Source organism: Providencia sp. (assembly GCF_052096715.1).
Taxonomy (GTDB): Bacteria; Pseudomonadota; Gammaproteobacteria; order Enterobacterales; family Enterobacteriaceae; genus Providencia.
The window spans coordinates 40772-62621 of record NZ_JBQDNB010000007.1; the positions used below are offsets into that span (position 1 = coordinate 40772).

The 21850-nt window shown below is 39.1% G+C and carries 17 protein-coding genes; 7 read left to right on the forward strand and 10 right to left on the reverse strand.

Features of this window, described 5'->3' with window-relative positions:
• Window positions 1-44 precede the first annotated feature (44 nt).
• Window positions 45-863: a purine-nucleoside phosphorylase gene (locus ACTH6U_RS07825; protein WP_294110011.1), complete on the reverse strand. Its 819-nt coding sequence runs from the start codon at window positions 861-863 to the stop codon at window positions 45-47.
• 254 nt (window positions 864-1117) lie between these two features.
• Between ACTH6U_RS07825 and ACTH6U_RS07830 the strand changes: the two genes are divergently transcribed.
• Together ACTH6U_RS07830 and thiM are read left to right on the forward strand one after the other, a co-directional pair.
• Window positions 1118-2257 (forward strand): ROK family protein, encoded by a 1140-nt coding sequence (locus ACTH6U_RS07830; protein WP_294110009.1) that lies wholly within the window; start codon window positions 1118-1120, stop codon window positions 2255-2257.
• 82 nt (window positions 2258-2339) lie between these two features.
• Window positions 2340-3119: a hydroxyethylthiazole kinase gene (gene thiM, locus ACTH6U_RS07835; protein ID WP_441831952.1), complete on the forward strand. Its 780-nt coding sequence runs from the start codon at window positions 2340-2342 to the stop codon at window positions 3117-3119.
• A 38-nt stretch (window positions 3120-3157) separates the two neighbouring features.
• On the opposite strand, the gene ACTH6U_RS07840 is transcribed toward thiM, so the two are convergent.
• From ACTH6U_RS07840 to ACTH6U_RS07850, 3 genes are all read right to left on the reverse strand, one after another.
• Window positions 3158-3862: a lipopolysaccharide core heptose(II) kinase RfaY gene (locus tag ACTH6U_RS07840; RefSeq protein ID WP_294110006.1), complete on the reverse strand. Its 705-nt coding sequence runs from the start codon at window positions 3860-3862 to the stop codon at window positions 3158-3160.
• A gap of 248 nt (window positions 3863-4110) precedes the next feature.
• Entirely contained in the window at window positions 4111-5277 is a 1167-nt protein-coding gene (locus ACTH6U_RS07845) for a nucleotide sugar dehydrogenase (protein ID WP_434720492.1), read from the reverse strand.
• 45 nt (window positions 5278-5322) lie between these two features.
• The gene (locus ACTH6U_RS07850) at window positions 5323-6324 is read right to left on the reverse strand and encodes an NAD-dependent epimerase (protein ID WP_294101458.1); all 1002 of its coding nucleotides are present in this window, start codon (window positions 6322-6324) and stop codon (window positions 5323-5325) included.
• A gap of 319 nt (window positions 6325-6643) precedes the next feature.
• On the opposite strand from ACTH6U_RS07850, the gene ACTH6U_RS07855 reads away from it, so the two are divergent.
• Window positions 6644-7072 carry a TOBE domain-containing protein gene (locus tag ACTH6U_RS07855; RefSeq protein ID WP_441831953.1) on the forward strand — a complete coding sequence of 143 codons (429 nt, stop codon included), beginning with the start codon at window positions 6644-6646 and terminating at the stop codon, window positions 7070-7072.
• A gap of 47 nt (window positions 7073-7119) precedes the next feature.
• Here ACTH6U_RS07855 and ACTH6U_RS07860 read toward each other — a convergent pair whose 3' ends face one another.
• The 4 genes from ACTH6U_RS07860 to fdhE all read right to left on the reverse strand — a co-directional run bounded on the left by ACTH6U_RS07860 (window position 7120) and on the right by fdhE (window position 13080).
• A complete protein-coding gene (locus tag ACTH6U_RS07860) occupies window positions 7120-8784 on the reverse strand; it encodes an LTA synthase family protein (RefSeq protein WP_441831954.1) in 1665 nt (554 codons plus the stop codon).
• A gap of 74 nt (window positions 8785-8858) precedes the next feature.
• Window positions 8859-10727 (reverse strand): selenocysteine-specific translation elongation factor, encoded by a 1869-nt coding sequence (gene selB, locus ACTH6U_RS07865; protein WP_441831955.1) that lies wholly within the window; start codon window positions 10725-10727, stop codon window positions 8859-8861.
• Window positions 10724-12115, reverse strand: coding sequence for an L-seryl-tRNA(Sec) selenium transferase (selA, locus tag ACTH6U_RS07870; protein WP_441831956.1), 1392 nt, complete (start codon window positions 12113-12115; stop codon window positions 10724-10726). The genes selB and selA overlap by 4 nt, the downstream gene beginning before the upstream one ends.
• 29 nt (window positions 12116-12144) lie before the next feature.
• On the reverse strand, window positions 12145-13080 hold the full coding sequence (gene fdhE, locus ACTH6U_RS07875) for a formate dehydrogenase accessory protein FdhE (protein WP_294101472.1): 936 nt from the start codon (window positions 13078-13080) through the stop codon (window positions 12145-12147).
• A gap of 727 nt (window positions 13081-13807) precedes the next feature.
• Here fdhE and fumC point away from each other — a divergent pair.
• Both fumC and ACTH6U_RS07885 read left to right on the forward strand, forming a co-directional pair.
• A complete protein-coding gene (gene fumC, locus ACTH6U_RS07880; RefSeq protein ID WP_441831957.1) occupies window positions 13808-15277 on the forward strand; it encodes a class II fumarate hydratase in 1470 nt (489 codons plus the stop codon).
• A gap of 69 nt (window positions 15278-15346) precedes the next feature.
• Entirely contained in the window at window positions 15347-17140 is a 1794-nt protein-coding gene (locus ACTH6U_RS07885; RefSeq protein ID WP_441831958.1) for an NAD-dependent malic enzyme, read from the forward strand.
• A gap of 174 nt (window positions 17141-17314) precedes the next feature.
• Here ACTH6U_RS07885 and uxuA read toward each other — a convergent pair whose 3' ends face one another.
• On the reverse strand, window positions 17315-18508 hold the full coding sequence (uxuA, locus tag ACTH6U_RS07890) for a mannonate dehydratase (RefSeq protein ID WP_294101483.1): 1194 nt from the start codon (window positions 18506-18508) through the stop codon (window positions 17315-17317).
• 17 nt (window positions 18509-18525) lie between these two features.
• Complete coding sequence (locus ACTH6U_RS07895; RefSeq protein ID WP_294101486.1) at window positions 18526-19272, reverse strand: FCD domain-containing protein; 747 nt, start codon at window positions 19270-19272, stop codon at window positions 18526-18528.
• A 277-nt stretch (window positions 19273-19549) separates the two neighbouring features.
• Between ACTH6U_RS07895 and manD the strand changes: the two genes are divergently transcribed.
• Together manD and ACTH6U_RS07905 are read left to right on the forward strand one after the other, a co-directional pair.
• Window positions 19550-20764: a D-mannonate dehydratase ManD gene (gene manD / locus ACTH6U_RS07900; RefSeq protein ID WP_294101487.1), complete on the forward strand. Its 1215-nt coding sequence runs from the start codon at window positions 19550-19552 to the stop codon at window positions 20762-20764.
• A gap of 26 nt (window positions 20765-20790) precedes the next feature.
• Window positions 20791-21804, forward strand: coding sequence for a Zn-dependent oxidoreductase (locus ACTH6U_RS07905; RefSeq protein WP_441831959.1), 1014 nt, complete (start codon window positions 20791-20793; stop codon window positions 21802-21804).
• Window positions 21805-21850 lie beyond the last annotated feature (46 nt).

A 21850-nucleotide genomic window follows, 5' to 3' on the forward strand; every position in this document is an offset into this window, starting at 1 on the left:
CTACTGTATGCCTATGACATTCTTTATATTATTTTGAGAAAAAGCTAGAAGCGCTGAATCACACCGGTCACTAAGTTTAAGAAGGTCGCCTTCACTCTTTCAGCGGTTTCGATCACTTCGTCATGGCTTAATGGCTGTTCTAAAATTCCGCAAGCCATATTGGTCAAGCAGGAGATACCCACTGTTTTGATTTGTGAATGATGAGCCACAAGCGCTTCTGGTACTGTAGACATACCCACTGCATCTGCGCCTAGTGTTCTGATCATACGAATTTCTGCTGGTGTTTCATAAGTTGGACCCGTCCACCATGCATACACACCTTCGCGTACACTAACGCCTTGTTCTTTCGCTACATCTTTAATAGTTTGACGTAATTCTTTATTATAAACTTCACTCACATCAAGGAAGCGAACACCCAATTCAGGGTTATTTGGTCCCATTAATGGGTTGTTAGCCGTCAAATTGATGTGGTCAGTGATGATCATCAAATCACCTGGATTAAAATCGGTATTCACAGCGCCACATGCGTTCGTGATAATCAATTTTTCAACGCCAAGCGCCTTCATTAAACGTACAGGGAAAGTGACTTGATCCAGCGAAAAACCTTCGTAATAGTGGAAGCGACCTTTCATCGCAACAACGCTCTTACCCGCTATAGTTCCGATGACAAGCTCATTAGCGTGACCGACGGCTTCAGATTTAGCAAAATGAGGAATTTCGCTGTAAGGAATATGAACCGCATTTTCTAATGTATCCGCGAAAGGGCCCAAACCAGAACCTAAAATGATACCAACTGTTGGTTTAAGGTCAGTGCGTGACTGAATAAAATTCAAGCATTCTAAAATATCTTTCGTGTTATGCATGGCTATCTCCGAATTAACACTGAATAAGGATTGTTAAAAGCCATCATAAAGCAATTTAAAAACCGAACCGCGATCTTAATCTCATTTTAAGAAAAAGATTCTCGGTATGATGTGTGAATCATGGTGCAGTACTCAATGCGTAAATCTGCTAATCTTTGATGCAGTGGCAGAAACACAAAGGGAGAGGTTGCTTGTTACACACACTATTAAATGAATTTCGCACCTCAAAAAATTCAAAAACTCAGAAACTTAAAATGCTCTATCGGCTCATCCTTAACCATGGACCAATAAGGGCAGAAACATTAGCGTCCCTTGCAAGTATGAAATCTGCAACCTGCGCGCGATTACTCGATGAACTCAGCAAATGTCAGCTAATTTCAACTTCTGAGCTAGGGGAATCAACCGGTGGGCGGAAACCTATTCTATATAGCATCAACCCTGATGATGGTTATCTTATTGGAATAGAAATGAGTGATATTTACTCAACTATCGTCTTACAGAACCTAAAACTCGATATTTTAGGTCGAGTAAAAATCAAATATGAGCATCTTGAAACTGCCGAAAATATGCTCGACCATTTATTAGTCAAAGTAGATGAGCTTCTCGCAGAGCACCAATTAACAACAAAAGAAATTCTGGGGATGGGGATTGCAATCGACCATATCTTAGAACGAGACAAACTATCTTATCACCTCTATAGCACAAGAATAAAAGCGCTATATAACTATATCACCCAAAAAGTCCCCTGCTTCGTCTTACTCGGCAGTGGCATTAATTTTGCCGCCTTTGCTGAATACCGGTTGCGATATATCTCTGATAGCCAACGTTTTTTATTTACCACTTGCGACACCGATATTCGTAGTAGCACCATCATCAATAACCAACTAGCCCCTGCGCCAATCAGTACCGCACAAGCGTTTGGTCATACTACCATCGATATTAATGGCCAGCGCTGTGACTGTGGCTCTTTTGGTTGCTTGAAACAATATAGTTCGCTTTCTGCGATTAAATCCCGAGTCATCCAACAATTAAGACTCGGTAAAACTTCAATTATTAATGATCTCGTTCAATCAGAATCAGAAATTAATTACCATACTATTTTCCAAGCACTCACCCAAAATGACTCTTTGTGTTTAGAGGCATTAGAGGAGGCTGCGTATTACTATGGTATCGCTATCGCCAATGCCATACTCACAACACAAGCTGATGTTGTTGTTTGTGGTGGAACACTAACGCCAAAGAACCACTTTTTTGCAGTCACAAAAAAATCGATAGAAAATAAATTAGCCGCTTTTCCCCATATCAAAACAAAAGTTTATGCCGCCAATGACTCTTACGAGATAGTAGCTCAAGGAGCAGGGGGTATGGTCATGGAAAATTATTTATCTGATTAGCTAATTAACATTAACAGTCTCAATAAAATGCGTAGAATGGAATTTGTTATTCTACGCATAGCTACGGTTAATGAGAGGAAACATGTCAGGATTTGAAACTATTAATGCCATCATAAATACAAAAACTATTCAGCAGTTACATGCAAAATCCCCTCTCATACACTGCATGACTAATGATGTCGTTCAAACATTTACTGCCAATGTATTATTAGCACTAGGTTGTTCGCCTGCCATGGTGATTGAGCCAGAAGAAGCAGAACAATTTGCCGCTATGGCGAGTGGGCTATTAATTAATGTCGGTACCTTAACCACTGACAGACAACATGCCATGCGCTTAGCTGTAAATAGTGCTAATAAAGCAGGTAAACCCTGGGTACTTGATCCTGTGGCTGCTGGCGCATTAACTTTTCGTACTCGTTTCTGCCACGAATTACTCATGTTGAAACCGACCGCAATTCGCGGTAATGCTTCAGAAATTATGGCACTCGTGGGAGTCGGCCGAGGTGGAAAAGGAGTTGATTCACTCAATACAACTCACGATGCACTACCTGCTGCTCAACATTTAGCTAAAGCAACCAATACCATTGTCGCGATTAGTGGTGAAATCGATTATGTCACTGATGGTGAACGCACTTTTGCGGTTACTGGTGGAGATCCTCTGATGACTCGAGTTGTCGGGACGGGATGTGCACTATCTGCAGTTGTCACTGCAAGTTGTGCATTATCAGGTGACAAATTAATCAATATCGCGAGTGTTTGCGCCATAATGAAACAAGCTGGAGAAATTGCGACCCAAAGATGTCGAGGAACTGGAAGTTTTACTCCTGAATTTTTAGATGCTTTATGCCAATTAAAGCAATAATTCGTCGCTAACGAACTAAAAATTAAATAATAAGCTAATTATAATCGTGTTTTCTTGCCTCTCATTTTTCGTGACCAATGGCGAAAATTATCTCTGAACATGATAAGACGATAGATTAGGCTTTTTTTCGTAGGTTCAATACCATAGAAGCGTTTTAACGCAATCAAATCATTCACTTTACAGATAGTTAAATTGCCATAGTCAGACAGGTCGATAACTTTTAAGCCATTATCAGTTAAGACAAAATTACCTGCATGGATATCATTTGAAGATAAGCCATAAGCATGCAATTGATTAATAATGGTTTCTATTTCAAAATAATAAGGCGTGATATCCTCAAGCTCTGTTAATACTCTGCCCTCTACAAATTCAGCAATGATCCATGTTTCGACAGATTCTCGGCATTTTACTTTTTCTGCAATAAAATAAATATCATTCGTGATCATACAGCCTTGATTTTGTGCTTTAACTAATCGATGGAGCAAACGCGAATAATAAGGTCCTGAAATCATTCTCATGAGACGTTTTTCTAATCGTTTATCGCGCTCTTTTTCACACTTAATAATCAAATGTCGGCCATCAATATTTAACATAGCAACACTACGGTCAATGTTTCCGCTACCTAAATCTTTGCTAACGATCCGCCCGTGAATATAATCATCAATAACCTGCCAGTAATCAATATCCTGATCTTTTTGATAAAAATTAAATCCACCTTTTTGTGTTTTTATTATTTTCTGCATAATTTTTAAGCCGATTATTGCGCATAATTTTAAATGCTAACAAATGAGTAAGCGTATTTCTTAGCGATTCTTGCAGAATGAGACTTAAGAGCCGATGGAGAGGAATAAATAACACAAAGAGGTAAATTTTAGGGAATTAAATAAAAATAAAAAGATAAAACAGCGATAATTGGTCAGCAATTATTCACTGACCAAGCCGATTATTAAGCATTACGACGCCTAATAATTATCAATTTAATAATAACTAATTAGTCACTACCAAATAAATCACGGGTGTAGACTTTATCCGCCACATCTTCTAGCTCTGGTACCATACGGTTAGCTAAAATAATATCGCTTTGTGCTTTGAAAGCCTCTAAATCACGGATGACTTTAGAGCGGAAAAACTCGTCTTCAGTGAGCACGGGCTCATACACCACCACTTCAATGCCTTTGGCTTTAATGCGTTTCATGATGCCTTGCACTGCCGAGGCGCGGAAATTATCAGAGCCCGCTTTCATCACTAAGCGATAAACGCCCACTTTACGCGGCGCTTTAGCAATAATGGCATCAGAGATAAAGTCTTTACGAGTCCGGTTAGATTCGACGATAGCATTAATCAGATTGTTAGGCACATCATCATAATTCGCTAGCAATTGCTTGGTATCTTTCGGTAAACAATAACCCCCGTAACCGAATGACGGATTGTTATAATGGCCGCCAATACGTGGGTCTAACGAAACACCTTCAATAATTTGACGTGCATTTAAACCGCGACTTTCGGCATAGGTATCGAGCTCATTAAAATAAGCCACACGCATTGCTAAATAAGTATTAGCAAATAATTTAACCGCTTCCGCTTCCGTACCATCGGTGAACAATACCGGCACATCTTTTTTTATCGCGCCTTCAAGTAATAAATTCGCAAAAACTTGTGCACGTTCTGAACGCTCACCGACCACAATCCGTGATGGATAAAGGTTATCCCATAACGCACGGCCTTCACGTAAAAACTCAGGGGAGAAAATCACATTGGTATAACCGAACTCTTCACGTAAACGCTCAGTAAAACCAACCGGAATAGTCGACTTCACAATAATTGTCGCATTCGGATTGATTTTATTAGCGTCGTGAATAACCGATTCGACCGAATTAGTATTGAAATAGTTGGTTTTTGGGTCATAGTCAGTCGGCGTCGCAACGATGACATAATCAGCACCGGTATAGGCTTCGACTTTATCTTGTGTTGCACGGAAATTTAGTTTTTTTTCAGCCAAAAACTGTTCAATTTCAGTATCGATAATCGGTGATTGCTTATTATTCAACATCGCCACTTTTTCAGGGATGATATCGATAGCGACAACTTCATGATTTTGTGACAGTAACATGGCGTTAGATAACCCCACATAACCTGTACCTGCAATTGCTATTTTCAAACTTGCCTCTCAAATCTTTCAACGGAGATGACCATGATGGGGATATTATTGATGATAATATTCACGATACCAATCAACAAATGCCTGCACACCTTGTTCAATCGAAACTTGTGGACGATAGCCGGTAGCTTTAAATAAGTCTTCCGTGTCAGCCCAAGTGGTATAAACATCCCCTGCTTGCATCGGTAAAAAGTTTTTAATCGCTTCTTTGCCTAACGATTTTTCCAATGCCGAAATAAACTCAATTAATTTAACGGGTTTCCCATTACCAATATTGTATATACGGTAAGGCGCGCTACTTTGCGCAGGGGAGCTTGAGTCATTTTGCGGGTCTGCCTGTGGAATTATATCCGAAATACGTATAACCCCTTCGACAATATCATCAATGAAAGTGAAATCACGACTGAGATCGCCGTTATTATAAACATCTATCGGTTCACCCGCCAAAATCGCTTTGGTAAATTTAAAGAGCGCCATATCTGGGCGACCCCAAGGGCCATACACCGTGAAAAAACGCAAACCGGTTGTTGGTAACTGATAAAGATGTGAATAAGAGTGAGCCATCAATTCATTGGCTTTCTTAGTTGCTGCGTACAGTGAAATTGGATGATCTGTTGGCATGTCAGTGGTAAATGGCGTTTTATCATTGATGCCATATACCGAACTGGAAGACGCATAAACTAAGTGTTTTACTTTTGCCTGACGGCACCCTTCTAAAATGGCAAGATGGCCATTAAGATTACTATCTGCATAAGCAAAAGGGTTTTGCAGTGAATAACGCACGCCAGCTTGTGCCGCAAGGTGAATCACACGGTCGAAACCTTCTTGAGTACACAAGACTAAGACCTTTTCTCGGTCAGTGATATCAAGAGGAATAAAACGAAATTGAGGATGCTGCTCAAGAAGATGCAATCGAGACTGTTTAAGCCCCTGATCGTAATAAGCATTCATGTTGTCTATTCCAACAACCTCATGCCCACTTTCTAACAAACGCTGGCACAGCCTAAAACCAATAAAACCGGCACTTCCAGTGACTAAATATTTCATATTAATTGTCTTTCTAGTGTTAAACCGTTCTCAAAGCTCTATTTTGAGCCTGCGATGATGTCATATAGAATAATTGACTTGAACTTAAGACAGAGATTTTACTCATTGGTTTTATTATTAATAAAAATAAAGTAAAAAATTTAAATAATTACACACAATTTTATCCATTTTCGTCAATTAAACAGAATAATAATCATAAGTTCAAACCCTATTATTACGTGATCACGCCCACGAACCTAGTGTTTAATTGCGTTAAAATAGCAATTTACATTTATTCTATTTTTAATTCTTTATTCTATGAAGCTCAATGAGGTAAATCATGCAAATTTCAGCACGTAATCAACTCACAGGTACAGTTAGCCAAATCAAAGAAGGAGCTGTCAATAATGAGATTATTTTATCTTTAGGAAATGGTGAAGAATTAACAACTGTTATTACACGTGAAAGTTGCCACTCTCTTGGCCTCAAAATCGGTAAAGAAGCTATCGCAATTATCAAAGCACCATGGGTTGTTTTAATCAAACCTGAATGTGACTTACAGTTTTCAGCAAGAAATCAATTTAACGGTAAAATTAGTCAAATTGTTAAGGGTGCGGTCAACAGCACTATTCATTTAGTGACAAGTAAAGGTATTGAGCTGACTGCCATTATTACTAATGAAAGTCTTAAAGAAATGAATCTCGTGAAGGGTGCCGGTATTACCGCATTAATTAAGGCATCAAGCGTTATTTTAGCCACTAGAAAATAGCCAACTATACCAAAATCGAATAATTGCGGGGTCTCCCCCGCGATTATTTATTCGGCTACAGCTTTATCTGCCACTTGAAGTGTCTGATAAATATAATGGCGATAACTATCAAGTAACTGCTTATCTTCGCAATCATTTAGCTTTCCATCACATAAGTGACGCATTTTAATGTTCGCCTCATAAAATGGCGATATTTTCAGATTTGCACGCTCGAGTAGCAAACCCCCTAAAAATGAAATATCCGTCAACTCACCTGTTTTGACACTCGTGCCTGATTTCAAATTATCACGCAATGTAAATTGGGTTATATAAGATGGTGATGAAAACGATGAGTTATATTTATTTAAGCTAATACCTGGCTGATGATCACCAAAATACAAGAACATCAGCGGACGATCGCGTTTTTCAATAAAATCAGCAAAATCACGCATTGCATTATCTGATGCCACTATTTTTTCCATATAGTGACTAAATTCGCCTGCCGCATCTTTATTACTGATTTTATCTTTTATACCGTAATCATCACTGTGACTTTCTTTATATGGGCCGTGCTCATACATGGTTAAAGAGAAAATAAATACCGGTTTATCTGTCTCCGTTGCCAATATTTCCTTTGCATACTTGAGCATATCTTCAGTGCTTATTGTCCATAAATTATCTTGTAATTTCCCTGGATAACCTAGCTCTTGCGGTTGAATAATTCTATCAACACCGAGTGTTTCATAAGCGTGTCCTGAATGGTATGCCCCTTTATTAAATGGCGTCAGCACAACGGTATAATAGCCATTGGCTTTCATTTCTTTAAATAAGCTATTATTGAGATGATCAACAATGAAATAAAATACACCGCTTTTTTGAGAACCAAAATCATCACTATTCAGGCCTGTTAACGCAGAAAACTCAGACAACCATGTCCCACCACCAAAGGTTTGCACGCGCATCGGGCTATAAGCAACCACATTTTTATCTTGCTGAAACATAAACAGTTCAGGCAGTTTTGTTCCAGCCGGTAAATCATAAATATTAGGGTTAACGGTAGACTCTTGTAATAACAGGACAATATCAGGTTTTTCTGTTACTTCGGTTTTATTATTTGCGAGGGATACTGCCGCTGCTTGTTGTATAAAATAATCAGAAGAGCTGGCAAATTGCGGGGATTTATACGTAGAATTTTTCGCGGACATGACTAAATTTGTGACTGTACCACGCCCTTTTGGCAGCGTTTGTGTCCATTCATCATAATAATGTGTACTTGACCAATTTGCGCCATAATATCCGCCTACCACGAGCAACAAACTCACAATACGCAAAGCAAAGGATTTACAAGGACGAAGTAAGCGCCAACTAATGATTGCATTGACAACCAGTAAAATGAGAAGCCCAATCAGTGCTATTCCTGCTAACCAATAGTGACCTAATGTCCCCATATTCGAGGTATCTGTCATAAGATTAATATCAGAAAAAAAGAGCTGTTCTTTATAATAATGTACTTTTAACTGATTAAAAAATTTAATAACAATGAACAGAGTACTAGTAACAATTGCAGAAAATAGCCAACGGGTGGTGAGTGCAAATAACGCGCCAAAGAAAATGGCATAGACACTAATAGAAATCAGCGCTGGATAAATCACCTCACTTTTTTCAAAAACTAAAAAAAGCGATCCAATAAAAATTAGCGCCAGATAGACGCCTGCAAATATTTTTTTCTTCATTAGCGTGACCACAAATCCAATATAGATATAAGGGTTGATGCAAAGTTGTATTGTAATGGATCTAATCTATCTGTTTATTCAATAAAAATGCCTTTATCACGTAAATGATGACCATCACCTTTACGACGGGTAAATCCACTTTTATCAAAAAACTCAAGGATTTGAATGGCTAATTTACGGCCAATTCCAAGTTCATTACGAAAATCCGCAGCAAAGATAACATCTTTTTCAATGCAGTAACGAAGTATTAACTCAGCAAATTGATGCATTTGTTCACTACTATAATACCTATCTCGTACAATGGCCGTGACTAGCCCCATCTGAGCGGCTTTTTTTAACACACGTCTTACAACATCTTCACTGTGTCCAATTTCTGCGGCAAGGTCGCGCACCCACCAGGCTTCTAAACGAGGAAAGAGTGACTGAATTTGCAACCATATCTGCTGTTGTTGAGTATCAAACACCAACCCATGTTGTGGCATATGCAACCAGCCACGGGTTTGCTTGATAGACTCATCATTAATAAGATCGTTAATAAATTTAAATACCAAATCTTCACTCATGGTTGGTAGCGCCATACGTTTTAACCGCGCTTTACCTACCCCAATTTGGTCGCTGTGAATTTCATTGAAGTTTTCAAGAACATCCACTAAGCGCGTTTTGGCAACTTGCGCTTTAAATAGAGATAAAACGCTATCACCAACACGTTCAATATCAATTTGCGCTAATAATGTTTCTAATTGGAGGTGGGTGAATTGTCGAGCCCAACTATAGTTACGCAGATTCAACTCACCCTGAGGTAATTGCAGCTTAAATTGCGCTAATTCATCATCTGCAACACAAAGACGAGATAACCAATCTAGAAATTCAGGAAGTCTTTTACCTCGACGAGGTGAAACTAAGCGAATGACCCTAGCGCCTCCCAACGTTTGCCTTGCACTGATATCACGAATAATCACGCGGTCATTATCAGCCAACCAAAGTGGCGTATCCAAAATCAATTCAGCTAAAACAGGCGTTTCACCATGATCCACCAGCAAAGAAACTCGCCCAGTAATATGACTAGCACCATGATATAAATGCACTGGCTGCCAATGTTTAATTGGCAAATCGCAAGTAAGCTCCACAATGACACGTGTAGCCTCAAAAGCAGGCTGTTCTGCGAGCAACCAATCACCTCGAGTAATGTCTTCTTTATCAATGTCACCCGTGAGATTTAATGCAACACGATCCCCTGCTTGCGCAAACTGCGCGGCTTGATTTTGGCGATGAATGCCTCTTACTCTCACCGGCTTCTGCGCGCCAGTCACCCACAAGGTTTCACCCACATCTATCTTGCCAGCCAATGCAGTTCCGGTCACCACAATGCCTGCACCTTTAACGTGAAAAACACGGTCGATCGCTAAGCGAAAGCGACGTTGCCTATTTTCATTAGTTTCACTTTGTTGATGAAGCTGTTGAAGGTAAAGCCGTAACGGTTCGATACCACGTTCATCACTCACCGATGTGACAAACAAGGCTGTATCAGTCCAGCCTTGTTGACGTAATTCTAATTTAACCTGCTCAGTAACAAATGAGATTTGCTCAGCATCCACACGATCCGCTTTAGTTAAAATAGCAGTAATGTTTCGACAACCAGCAAGTCTTAATATGGCAAGATGTTCGCGTGTTTGGGCCATTACACCATCATCACATGCCACAACTAACAGGGCATGATTAATACCACCAATTCCCGCAAGCATATTGGCTAAAAACTTTTCGTGACCAGGCACATCAATAAAACCAATTGCACTACCATCTTGCTGTGGCCAGTAAGCATAGCCAAGGTCAATGGTCATTCCTCGTTTTTTTTCTTCTGGAAGGTGCGCGGTATTTATCCCTGAAATTGCTTGAATTAGGGATGTTTTACCATGATCTACATGGCCTGCGGTCGCAAAAATCATGAAAGTAAAACCTGTAATAATGCGTGTTCATCATCAAGACAACGTAAGTCTAACCAGAGTTTTCCCTCTTTAAAGCGCCCAATAACAGGTTGTGGTAATTGTCGCCAATTTGCCGCCAGACGCTCTAATGAGCCCCCTTTTCCATCTAAAGGCGCAAAGGTAATTGCAAAACTCGGTAACCTATCAATCGGTAATGACCCACTCCCAATTTGGGAAAGACACGGCTCTATTTCAACAATAAACTTATCCCCGTAAAATGCCTGCAATGTCACTAATACATTATCAGCACTATTTTTGATGGTTTCAGGGGAACGAGTTAACCAGCGCAATGTTGGTAAATCAGTCGTGAGTTTTTCTGGTGTGAGGTACATTTTTAACGTGGCTTCTAACGCCGCTAATACCATTTTATCAACACGTAAAGCGCGTTTAAGGGGATGTTTTTGAATTGCATCAATCCACTTTTTCTTACCTAAAATAATACCCGCTTGCGGACCACCAAGCAGCTTATCCCCAGAAATTGAAACCAAATCAATACCTTGAGATAAATACATCTGGGGCATTGGTTCAGCAGGCAAACCATAAGCGGTCATATCAATCATTGAACCGCTGCCTAAATCAATCGCAGTGGGCAATTGGTATTTTTTACCTAGCGCAGCGAGTTCGTCACCTTCAACCTCAGCGGTAAAACCTTCAATACTGTAGTTACTGGTATGAACTTTCATTAATAATGCAGTTTGCTGATTAATGGCATTTTCATAATCACGTAAATGAGTACGATTTGTTGTACCCACTTCAACTAACTGACAACCCGCTTGCGCCATAACATCAGGAACCCGAAAAGCGCCGCCAATTTCAACGAGCTCTCCACGGGAAACGATCACTTGCTGATTTGGTGCGACTGTTGCTAATAATAATAAAACAGCGGCGGCGTTATTATTTACAATGCAAGCATCTTCCGCCCCAGTTAATGCACAAAGTAAGTCAGCAATAGCACGATCACGATGACCTCGCATCGCACCATCGAGAGAATATTCTAATGTAACTGGCGATCCCATGACCTGACTCACCGCATCAATCGCAGCTTTCGACATAACAGCTCGCCCAAGATTGGTGTGCAAAACAGTCCCCGTGAGATTAAACACATTCTTTAAGGCACTTTGTTTTAATGCATCATGGCGCACTGATAGCTCATTTAACCAATCGTCATGCCATGAAGGCAGTCGTTCTTCTTGAGCAATACAAGTTCGAGCTTGTTCCTGCATTTCACGTAAACATTCCGTTACCCAATGCAGCCCCGATTGTTCAACCAAAATTTGAGCTTCATCGAACTGTAGCAATTTATCAATAGCCGGAAGTTGACGATACAAAGCAAGATGCGATTGTGCCATAGTCACTATTCTCTCTTATCTACTGCTTTTTATTTTTCACCCGGAAATAAGAATGGATTAATACTACTACGTGCAAATCCTTCTTCTTCCATCCGTGCATCTAGTATAATTGAGGCTAAATCATCTGCGACGGCTTCAACCTTAGACTCTTTTTCTTGATATAAGATTTTCAGATAGCTACCACAGTCACCACAACTTTCAGCTTTCACTGCCGCATTTTTATCATCGAGAGACCAGTAATTTAAGTCTCGAGTTTGCTCGCAGTTACTGCATTTCACACGCACCATATGCCATTCGGTTTCACATAAATTACAGTGTAAATAGCGTAAACCTTGAGATGTTCCGATTTGTACAATGCTTGAAACCGGCATACTGTTACAAACAGGGCAAAAATGACGATGATCACCATGTTCTGCACGAGCTTTACCTGGAATATTGGCGGCCATTTGAGCCCAATACACAGACAATGCAGCCCAAATAAACATAGATTTATCGGCAGGAACCTTCTCAAACTGTTGGTTTAATAACGCTGTTGCCATTTCTTCAAGTTCAGTCTCTGACGCTTTTTCGATATTTTCTAATGCAGGGCGAACAGACTCGGGGACTACTGGCATTAACTCAGCAATAATTGATCTCAACAATTTATGCCAATGTGCTGTACGTGGAAACGTTTTGATATCTAACGGTGGATTGTTTGAATTAATTGCACGCTCAAGCACTTCCGTCATATCGACATCTAACGGATTATCATGTTGCGCATTATTTTGTGCGGTTGCGACTTCAGCGGCAAAATTAAGATAATCTGCAAAAGGATGTTCTCCGATACCCAGTTCTTTGAGTCTTTCAGCTCGTCGTTGATACAGACTTTTTAGGTTAGGAAATAGAACAGGAGGAATAAAACCTATTCCTTTTTCTTTCAATCTTTCTTGTCCTAGCTCTTCTTTAGGAACGATACGAATACCCATTGCGTTCTCTCTTTTATATTTTTCATAACAACTCGCCCGAGTAAATCACTTTCTATACTCTATTGAGGTGTCTAAGTTCATAATTTTTAATCAGCGAAAAAGCGTCTTATCTAGCACTTAGGATAAAACAAAAGCAGCAGATAGGCTACTGTAACCCTTGCGTAGGTACGGGTAATAAAGCTAACCAGATCAAATTTTTCTCGATTCTAAGTATTACACAATAAATTTGTAATAAAATATAACGATAAATTAAAAAAAGTAATAATAATGGCCGAAAGTGCTAAATCAAAATTAAATATCAGTTAAGTTGATTTTAAATAAATTAAATGAATAGAAACCAAAGCTATTTCATATGTAATGAAAATCAAGCTTAAAAAATTCCAAGTCATAACTAAAGTATAAATAATTATAAGTTTAACATGGCATTCAGTCAGTTATAGTAGGAATGACATTTAAGTCATAGTATGGCTCTATTTTATTTATATTATTTTGTATTAAAAATTTAATATTTTAAATTTAAGAGAAAATCTAATTACGAGCATTGTAACCCTATGTATTAATATAATAAATAAAAACAAATCAAAAAGAGATAATCACATTAATATTCATTATAAATAAAAATAAAAATTCACTGAATTAACACTTGTCTATTTCCATATATTTAATCTACACTGAATTAGATGGCTAACATTATTATATTTTTCAGATATATTTGAGGTTAAAATTCATGCCCAACTCTAATACAGATTCTAAATTGTATACTCTAAATACAAACATCAAAATTGGCATTAATGAAAAAGGATCTCGAGAAGAATTTGATAGTATGGGTAAAGTGGATGTCCCTGCCCAATATTATTGGGGAGCACAAACACAACGCTCATTACAACATTTTAATATTGGCAATGATTTAATGCCAAAAGAAATATATCATGCCTACGGTTATATTAAAAAGTCCTGCGCTTTAGTGAATTTTAATGCAAATAGACTTCCCGATTGGAAAAAAGAGGCAATTATTTTTGCCACTGATGAAGTCATTAGTGGAAAACTTGACGAACATTTCCCTCTTTACGTTTGGCAAACGGGCTCAGGCACACAATCAAATATGAATGTGAATGAGGTTATATCGAATCGGGCTATCCAATTATTAGGTGGTCAATTAGGTTCTCAAATACCCGTGGGGCCTAATGATGATGTTAATATGGGGCAGTCTTCGAACGATACATTCCCTACTGCAATGCATATCGCAGCTATTTTTGCACTTGATGAGCAATTAATTCCAAGCATTGAAAAACTTATTCAAGTAATTGAAAAAAAAGCAGACTCATGGATGAATGTCGTTAAAATTGGTCGTACTCACTTAGAAGATGCCGTACCGCTCACCGTAGGCCAAGAATGGCATGGTTGGGCAGGTCAACTCCGCGATTCTTTAGATGACATTATCCGTAGTAAAACTGATCTTTATAAACTTGCCGTCGGGGGCACTGCCGTAGGAACAGGCTTAAATGCGCCAAAAGGCTTTTCAAAAGATGTTGCAGATAAAATAGCTGAATTAACACAAAAACCTTTTATTACTGCCCCTAATAAATTTACTGCTCAAGGGTCACTTGATGCATTAGTACGTGGGCATGCAGCTATTCGTGGTCTTGCTGTCGCATTAATAAAAATAGCCAATGATATGCGTTGGTTAGCATCCGGACCTCGTTGTGGCTTCAGTGAACTGATACTGCCTTCGAATGAACCAGGTTCTTCAATTATGCCCGGTAAAGTCAATCCAACACAATGTGAAGCGATTGTTATGATTGGCATTCAAGTAATGGGCAATGACTCCACAATTGCGATAGCGGGTAGCCAAGGTAATTTTGAATTAAATGCGATGCGTCCTATTATTATTAATAATTTACTTCACTCTATTCGTATCTTAGCTGATGGTTGCCATAAGTTTAGAGAGTTTTCTGTTGAAGGAACTGAATTAAATAATGAAAAAATAAAACAATACGTTGATAACAGCGTAATGTTAGTCACCGCATTATCGCCTATTATTGGCTATCAAAATTCAGCGCATATTGCAGAAAACGCAATTGCCAAAAATATCACATTAAAAGAGTCTGCAATTTCTTCAGGAAAAATATCTGAAGAAGATTTTAATAAATATGTTAATCCTATTGATATGACCGGAAATGGATTATCGGGAGCTTAATTAATCCAATTCAGATTAATTAAAGTATATATCTTAAATTGAACATCTTAAATTGAATAGGTGAAGTTTATGTATAGTCGCCAAGCTAAAGTTATTATTGAAAATAATATTCGAAAAATAAAAACAACTGCAAGAGGGTATCAAGTATTAAGAGATCCTTCTCTAAATAAAGGTACTGCATTTACCGCAGAAGAAAGAAAAGCATTAGATTTAAATGGTATTTTACCTCCCGTTGTCACAGAGGATATGGAAACACAATTAAATCGCGCTTACCGTGCCTATAGTTCATGCCGAACAGATCTTGATAAACATATTTATATGTGGCGTCTACATGATAATAATGTGACTTTATTTTATGCCTTATTACAACGTCATATGTTAGAAATGCTGCCTGTCGTTTATGACCCAGTAGTAGGTGATGCCATTGAAAACTACAGTGAAATCATTACTCGACCACGTGGAATATTCTTAAGTATTAATGAACCTGAATTGATAGAAGAAAAACTACGCGCGTTTGGCGCTGAAGGCGGAGATATTCGCTTAATCGTCACGACAGATGCAGAAGAAATACTAGGTATCGGTGACTGGGGTTCTAACGGCATTGATATTTCTGTGGGTAAACTGGCGGTTTATACTGCGGCAGCTGGTGTTGATCCGCACAGTGTCATTCCTGTTGTGTTAGATGTTGGTACCAATAATGAGAAATTGTTAAATGACCCATCGTATGTCGGAAATCGCCATGAACGCATTCAAGGTAAAGTCTACGATGATTTTGTTGACGCTTATGTTAAAGCTGCAAGAAAACTCTTTCCTAACGCCGTGTTGCACTGGGAAGATTTTGGCTCAACTAATGCACGCCGTATTCTCGATAAATATCGTAAAAACTTTGCAACCTTTAACGATGATGTTCAAGGTACAGGCGCCATTGTACTTGCAGGCTTACTCAATGCGGTTAAATTAAGTAAAACCCCTTGGACGGAACAACGCGTAGTTATATTTGGTTCAGGTACAGCAGGTTGTGGTATTGCAGACCAAATTCGTGACCAAATGATCCGCAGCGGTCTTTCTCGCGAAGAAGCGATATCCCGTATCTGGTTAATTGATTTACCGGGCTTGCTGACCGCAGATATGACCGATAATTTACTTTATTTCCAAAAAGATTACGCAAGAAGCAGCCAAGAAGTTGCAAACTACAAAAGAACGAAAGTGGATGTCTCTGTAGAAGCACAAACACGCTGGCCAGATATGGCTAACATACTAGCGAATCTTAATAAAGATAAAGGAATTATTGACTTAGCATCAGTCGTTGATCAAGTTAAACCAACCATTTTAATTGGCACATCAACAACACCTGGCGCATTTACAGAAGATGTTGTGCGTAATATGGCCAGCCATGTTGAACGCCCAATTATTTTCCCATTATCAAACCCAACGTTGCTACATGAGGCTACTCCACAGCACCTCATTGAGTGGACTGATGGTCGTGTTTTCGTCGCAACAGGTGCACCATTTGCTGACGTGCTGTATAAAAATGTGAATTACAAAATTGGCCAAGCTAATAATGCCGCATTATATCCAGGACTTGGTTTTGGCGCGATTGTGGCAAAAGCAGAGCAAATTACAGACGAAATGATTTTTGCGGCAGTACAAGCTGTTGCTAGCCAAGCAACCTTAGGCTCTGAAGGGGCATCTTTGTTACCGTCTAACGAAGATTTACGTATTACCTCAAGTATTGTTGCGTTAGAAGTCATGAGAGTTGCAAAATCACAAGGTGTTGCAAAAGTAGATCCTAAAGCATCTGAAATTGAAATTGTTAGAACATCAGCATGGTGGCCAGTTTATGTCCCTGTTGAAGCAATCTAATTAATTTTTATTCCAAATAAAACGCAATAAATAAAAGGCGGGTTCTGTGATGGGATATTTTAAAAAAATACCCATCACAAATAACCCGCCATAATCATTATATTATTCTTAAAGATACAACCGTACCTTTGACATAACAGTGAATACCAAATATAATATTGTTTATATACTTATTTAAACTTTCAAAAGGTCAGGATAATAAATACGCTTAATAGCGAGTTCTAAGCCTCTAACCTCAGCTAAACCTTTAAGACGACCAATAGCAGAATAACCTGGATTGGTTACTTTTTTCAGGTCATCAAGTATTTGATGTCCATGATCAGGTCTCATCGGTATTGGTGGCAACCCTGCTGAATAACGTTTTTGTTCAATTCCTAAAATAGCTTTAACCACGGCAAACATATCAACATCACCCGCAATATGATTTCCTTCATGGAAAGTATTTGGGTTATCTTCTCTTACTGTTGAACGTAAATGGGTAAAGTGAATGCGATCACCAAATGTTTCTATCATTTTCACGAGGTCGTTATCTGCTCTTACCCCATAAGACCCTGTGCACATAGTAAAACCATTATGAATGCTATCGCAGCTCTCTTTAATAAACTGCATATCCTCGATAGTGGATACAATACGTGGCAAGCCGAGTATTGGACGAGGTGGATCATCTGGATGAATAGCCAAGACGACATTTTCTTCTTCACAAACAGGTACGATTTTCTGCAAGAAATAACGTAAATTTTCGCGTAGCTGATTTTTATCAACATTATTATATATGGCTAAACGCTGGCGAAATTGTTCTAACGTATATCCTTCTTCTGCGCCTGGTAAGCCAGCAATAATATTTTTAATCAGTTTATCAATATCGTCCGATGTCATCTGTGCATAATATGCATCGGCTTGTTTAACTTCATCAGTAGAATAACTTGCTTGGGCATTAGTACGTTTTAATATGTGGATCTCAAATGCTGCAAAAGCAATATTATCAAAACGTAGTGCTTTGGAACCATCCGCTAACGTATAAGCTAAGTCAGTACGTGTCCAATCCAGAATAGGCATAAAATTGTAGCAAATCGTTCTAATACCACATGATGCCAAATTACGAATACTTTGCTGATAGTTTTGAATATATTGCTCAAAATTACCTTGCTGAGTTTTAATATCTTCGTGAACCGGAATACTTTCTACAACAGACCAAACTAAGCCCGCTTCTTCAATAATAGCTTTGCGTTTAAGAATCTCATCAACACTCCAAATTACACCGTTTGGAATGTGATGAAGTGCAGAGACAATGCCTGTCGCCTCTGCTTGTCTTGCATCGCTCAAAGAAACTGGGTCATTAGGTCCATACCAACGCCACGTATGCTCCATGGGTACTTCTCCTTCGATTATTCAAAAATAGTCTGATAAGGAATTGTTTCAAATAAGTAACCATCAAAATTGGGATCATCAAAATCAGAAAGCTCCATTAAAGTATTTTTAACATTCTCTAAATGTTGCCACATCTCTTTTTTGGCCAATTCTGGATCACGTTTTTGTAGTGCATTTAAAATATTTTCATGATCAATCAACCACTTCTTTCTGTAAGTTGTGTTATCGATGTGCTCATGCAACTTGTCCCACATCGGGCTATTTCGTCGAACAGCCCAAATATCATCAATGATCTTTGCCATCATGTCGTTTTTGCTTGCGCGAGCTATTAACACATGGAATTTATGATCATTTGCATCGTCACTTTCATTATTAGCGACTTTAATTCGTTCATCTTCTAATAGCGCTCGGATCTCTTGTATATCGGCTTTTGTCGCATATTGTGCTGCACATGCCGCAATTGCACTTTCAATTACCTGACGAGCTTGCAGGATTTCAAAAGGACCATGATCCAAGTTTTTGACTTCATCAATCAATAAGTCAGGGTGATTAATAACATAAACACCTGAGCCTTTTTTGATAGAAACCAGCTTTTCAATTTCAAGCATGATGAGCGCTTCACGTACCAATGAGCGACTAACATCATATTTTTTAGCGATCTCACGCTCAGGCATTAACCGACTTCCTATCGGATATTCACCAGAGGCGATGAGCTCTTTTAACTGCTGACCTAGGTACTGGTACGAGCGGTATTGAGTTTTCATATATATGTACAACGCGTTGTCGAATTAAATTTATTTCTTCCACTCTAGACTATCTTCCTAAATCACAATGGTCAACCAATTTATTGAATATTCTCCGCTAACAAGTTAACCAATTTGTGATCACCTTCACTTATTGCCGGCTTTTTAGCCATTGTCTTTTATTTTTTTGATTGGTAGAGTGAAAAAAAGCAAATCTGGTCAACCAATAGATAAACCAATTAAGCTAAATATGTCGGTTTTGGTTGATCAGTTGAGTATCCAAACATTGGAGTAAACAATGAAAATAATAAAAGCGGAAGTCTTCATCTGTAGTCCCGGTCGTAATTTTGTCACACTGAAAATTACAACAGATGAAGGTGTTTATGGGCTAGGCGATGCCACACTAAACGGTAGAGAATGCGCGGTAGCCTCATATCTGCAAGATCATCTTTGCCCACAATTAATAGGTAGAGATCCGCATAAAATTGAAGATATTCATCAATTTTTTTACAAAGGAGCTTATTGGCGAAGAGGCCCCGTGACGATGTCGGCTATCTCAGCGATAGATATGGCGCTATGGGACATCAAAGGGAAAATTGCCAATCTTCCGGTCTACCAGTTGCTCGGTGGTGCCTCTCGCGAAGGCGTGATGGTCTACTGTCATACCACGGGTAAAGATATTCCTGAAGCGCTTGATAACTACGCGAAGTACAAAGAAAAGGGCTTCAAAGCAATTCGTGTTCAATGCGGTATTCCAGGAATGGCAACCACTTATGGCCAAAGCAAAGGACAGAACCTCGCTTATGAGCCTGCAACTAAAGGCCATCACCCCGAAGAACAACTTTGGTCAACCGAAAAATATCTCGATTTTATGCCGAAACTGTTTGACGCTGTGCGAGACAAATATGGTTTCAATGAACATCTTCTGCATGATGTTCATCACCGCTTAACCCCTATTGAAGCTGCGCGCTTTGGTAAAAGTATTGAAGATGCTCGTCTATTTTGGATGGAAGACCCGACGCCCGCAGAAAACCAAGCTTGCTTTAGATTAATACGCCAACACACAGTCACCCCTATTGCGGTTGGCGAAGTTTTTAATAGCATTTGGGACTGTAAGCAACTCATCGAAGAACAACTTATCGATTATATCCGCACAACGATTACTCATGCTGGCGGTATTACAGGTATGCGTCGTATCGCTGATTTCGCCTCACTTTATCAAGTTAGAACAGGTTCACATGGCCCTTCTGACCTCTCGCCTATTTGCCATGCTGCGGCGCTGCATTTTGACCTCTGGGTACCTAACTTTGGAGTACAAGAGTTTATGGGATACTCAGAAGAGATGCTCTCGGTGTTCTCAATTAACTGGACATTTAAAGATGGCTACATGCATCCAGGAAATAAGCCGGGTCTTGGTATCGATTTTGATGAAAAGCTCGCAGCAAAATATCCCTACAAACCTGCATACCTGCCTGTCGCTCGTTTAGAAGACGGGACTTTGTGGAATTGGTAAATATTATTTAATTTTTGGAGTTCAACATGAAAGCTGTCGTAATTAAAGAACCAAATACATTACTCATTGAAGAACGTGCTATCCCAGAACCGCAAGCGCATCAAGTTAGAATCAAAGTACGTCTAGCGGGTATTTGTGGCTCAGATAGCCATATTTACCGTGGACACAACCCTTTTGCCAAATATCCACGGATCATTGGACATGAGTTTTTTGGCGTCATCGATAAAGTAGGCAATGCTGTAGATAGTAAACGCATAGGTGAACGTGTATCGATTGACCCAGTACTAAGCTGTGGTCACTGTTATCCATGTTCAATTGGTAAACCAAATGTGTGTGAAACACTCGAAGTATTAGGCGTTCATACGGATGGTGGCTTTACTGAATATGTGACTGTTCCTGCTGATAATGCCTATACCATCCCAGATAATATCCCTGATGAACATGCGGTGACTGTTGAACCTTACTCAATCGCAGCAAATGTCACTTCGCACGTTAAACCAAATAATGCGGATATTGCACTTGTCTATGGAGCAGGAACCATTGGTTTGACCTGTGCTCAAGTATTAAAAGGTGTCTATCAAGTTAAGACTTTGATTGTCGTTGACCGTGTTGCTGAACGCTTAGCAAGAGCAACAGCTTGCGGCGCTGATATCGTCATTGATAATTCACAAATTCCACTTCCAGAACAGCTCAAAGCATTAAATATTCGGCCAACACTCGTGTTAGATGCTGCTTGTCATCCTTCTATCATGCAAGAGGCAATTCTTATTGCATCTCCTGCTGCAAGAGTCTCTATTATGGGATTCTCGAGTGAGGCAAGTTCAGTAACACAACAAAGCATTACCAGCAAAGAAATCTCCTTATTTTCTTCGCGCTTGAATGCTAAAAAATTCCCAGAGGTTATTGATTGGATTGCCAATAAAAAAATTGATCCAAGCAAAATACTAACACATCAGTTTGCATTTACTGATGCACAAGACGCCATTTTAACCTTTGAGAAAGACCAAAAAACCTGCTGTAAAATTCTTTTAACATTTTGATTTAATTAAAAATATAACAACACCTTACACAGTACCCTACGCGATT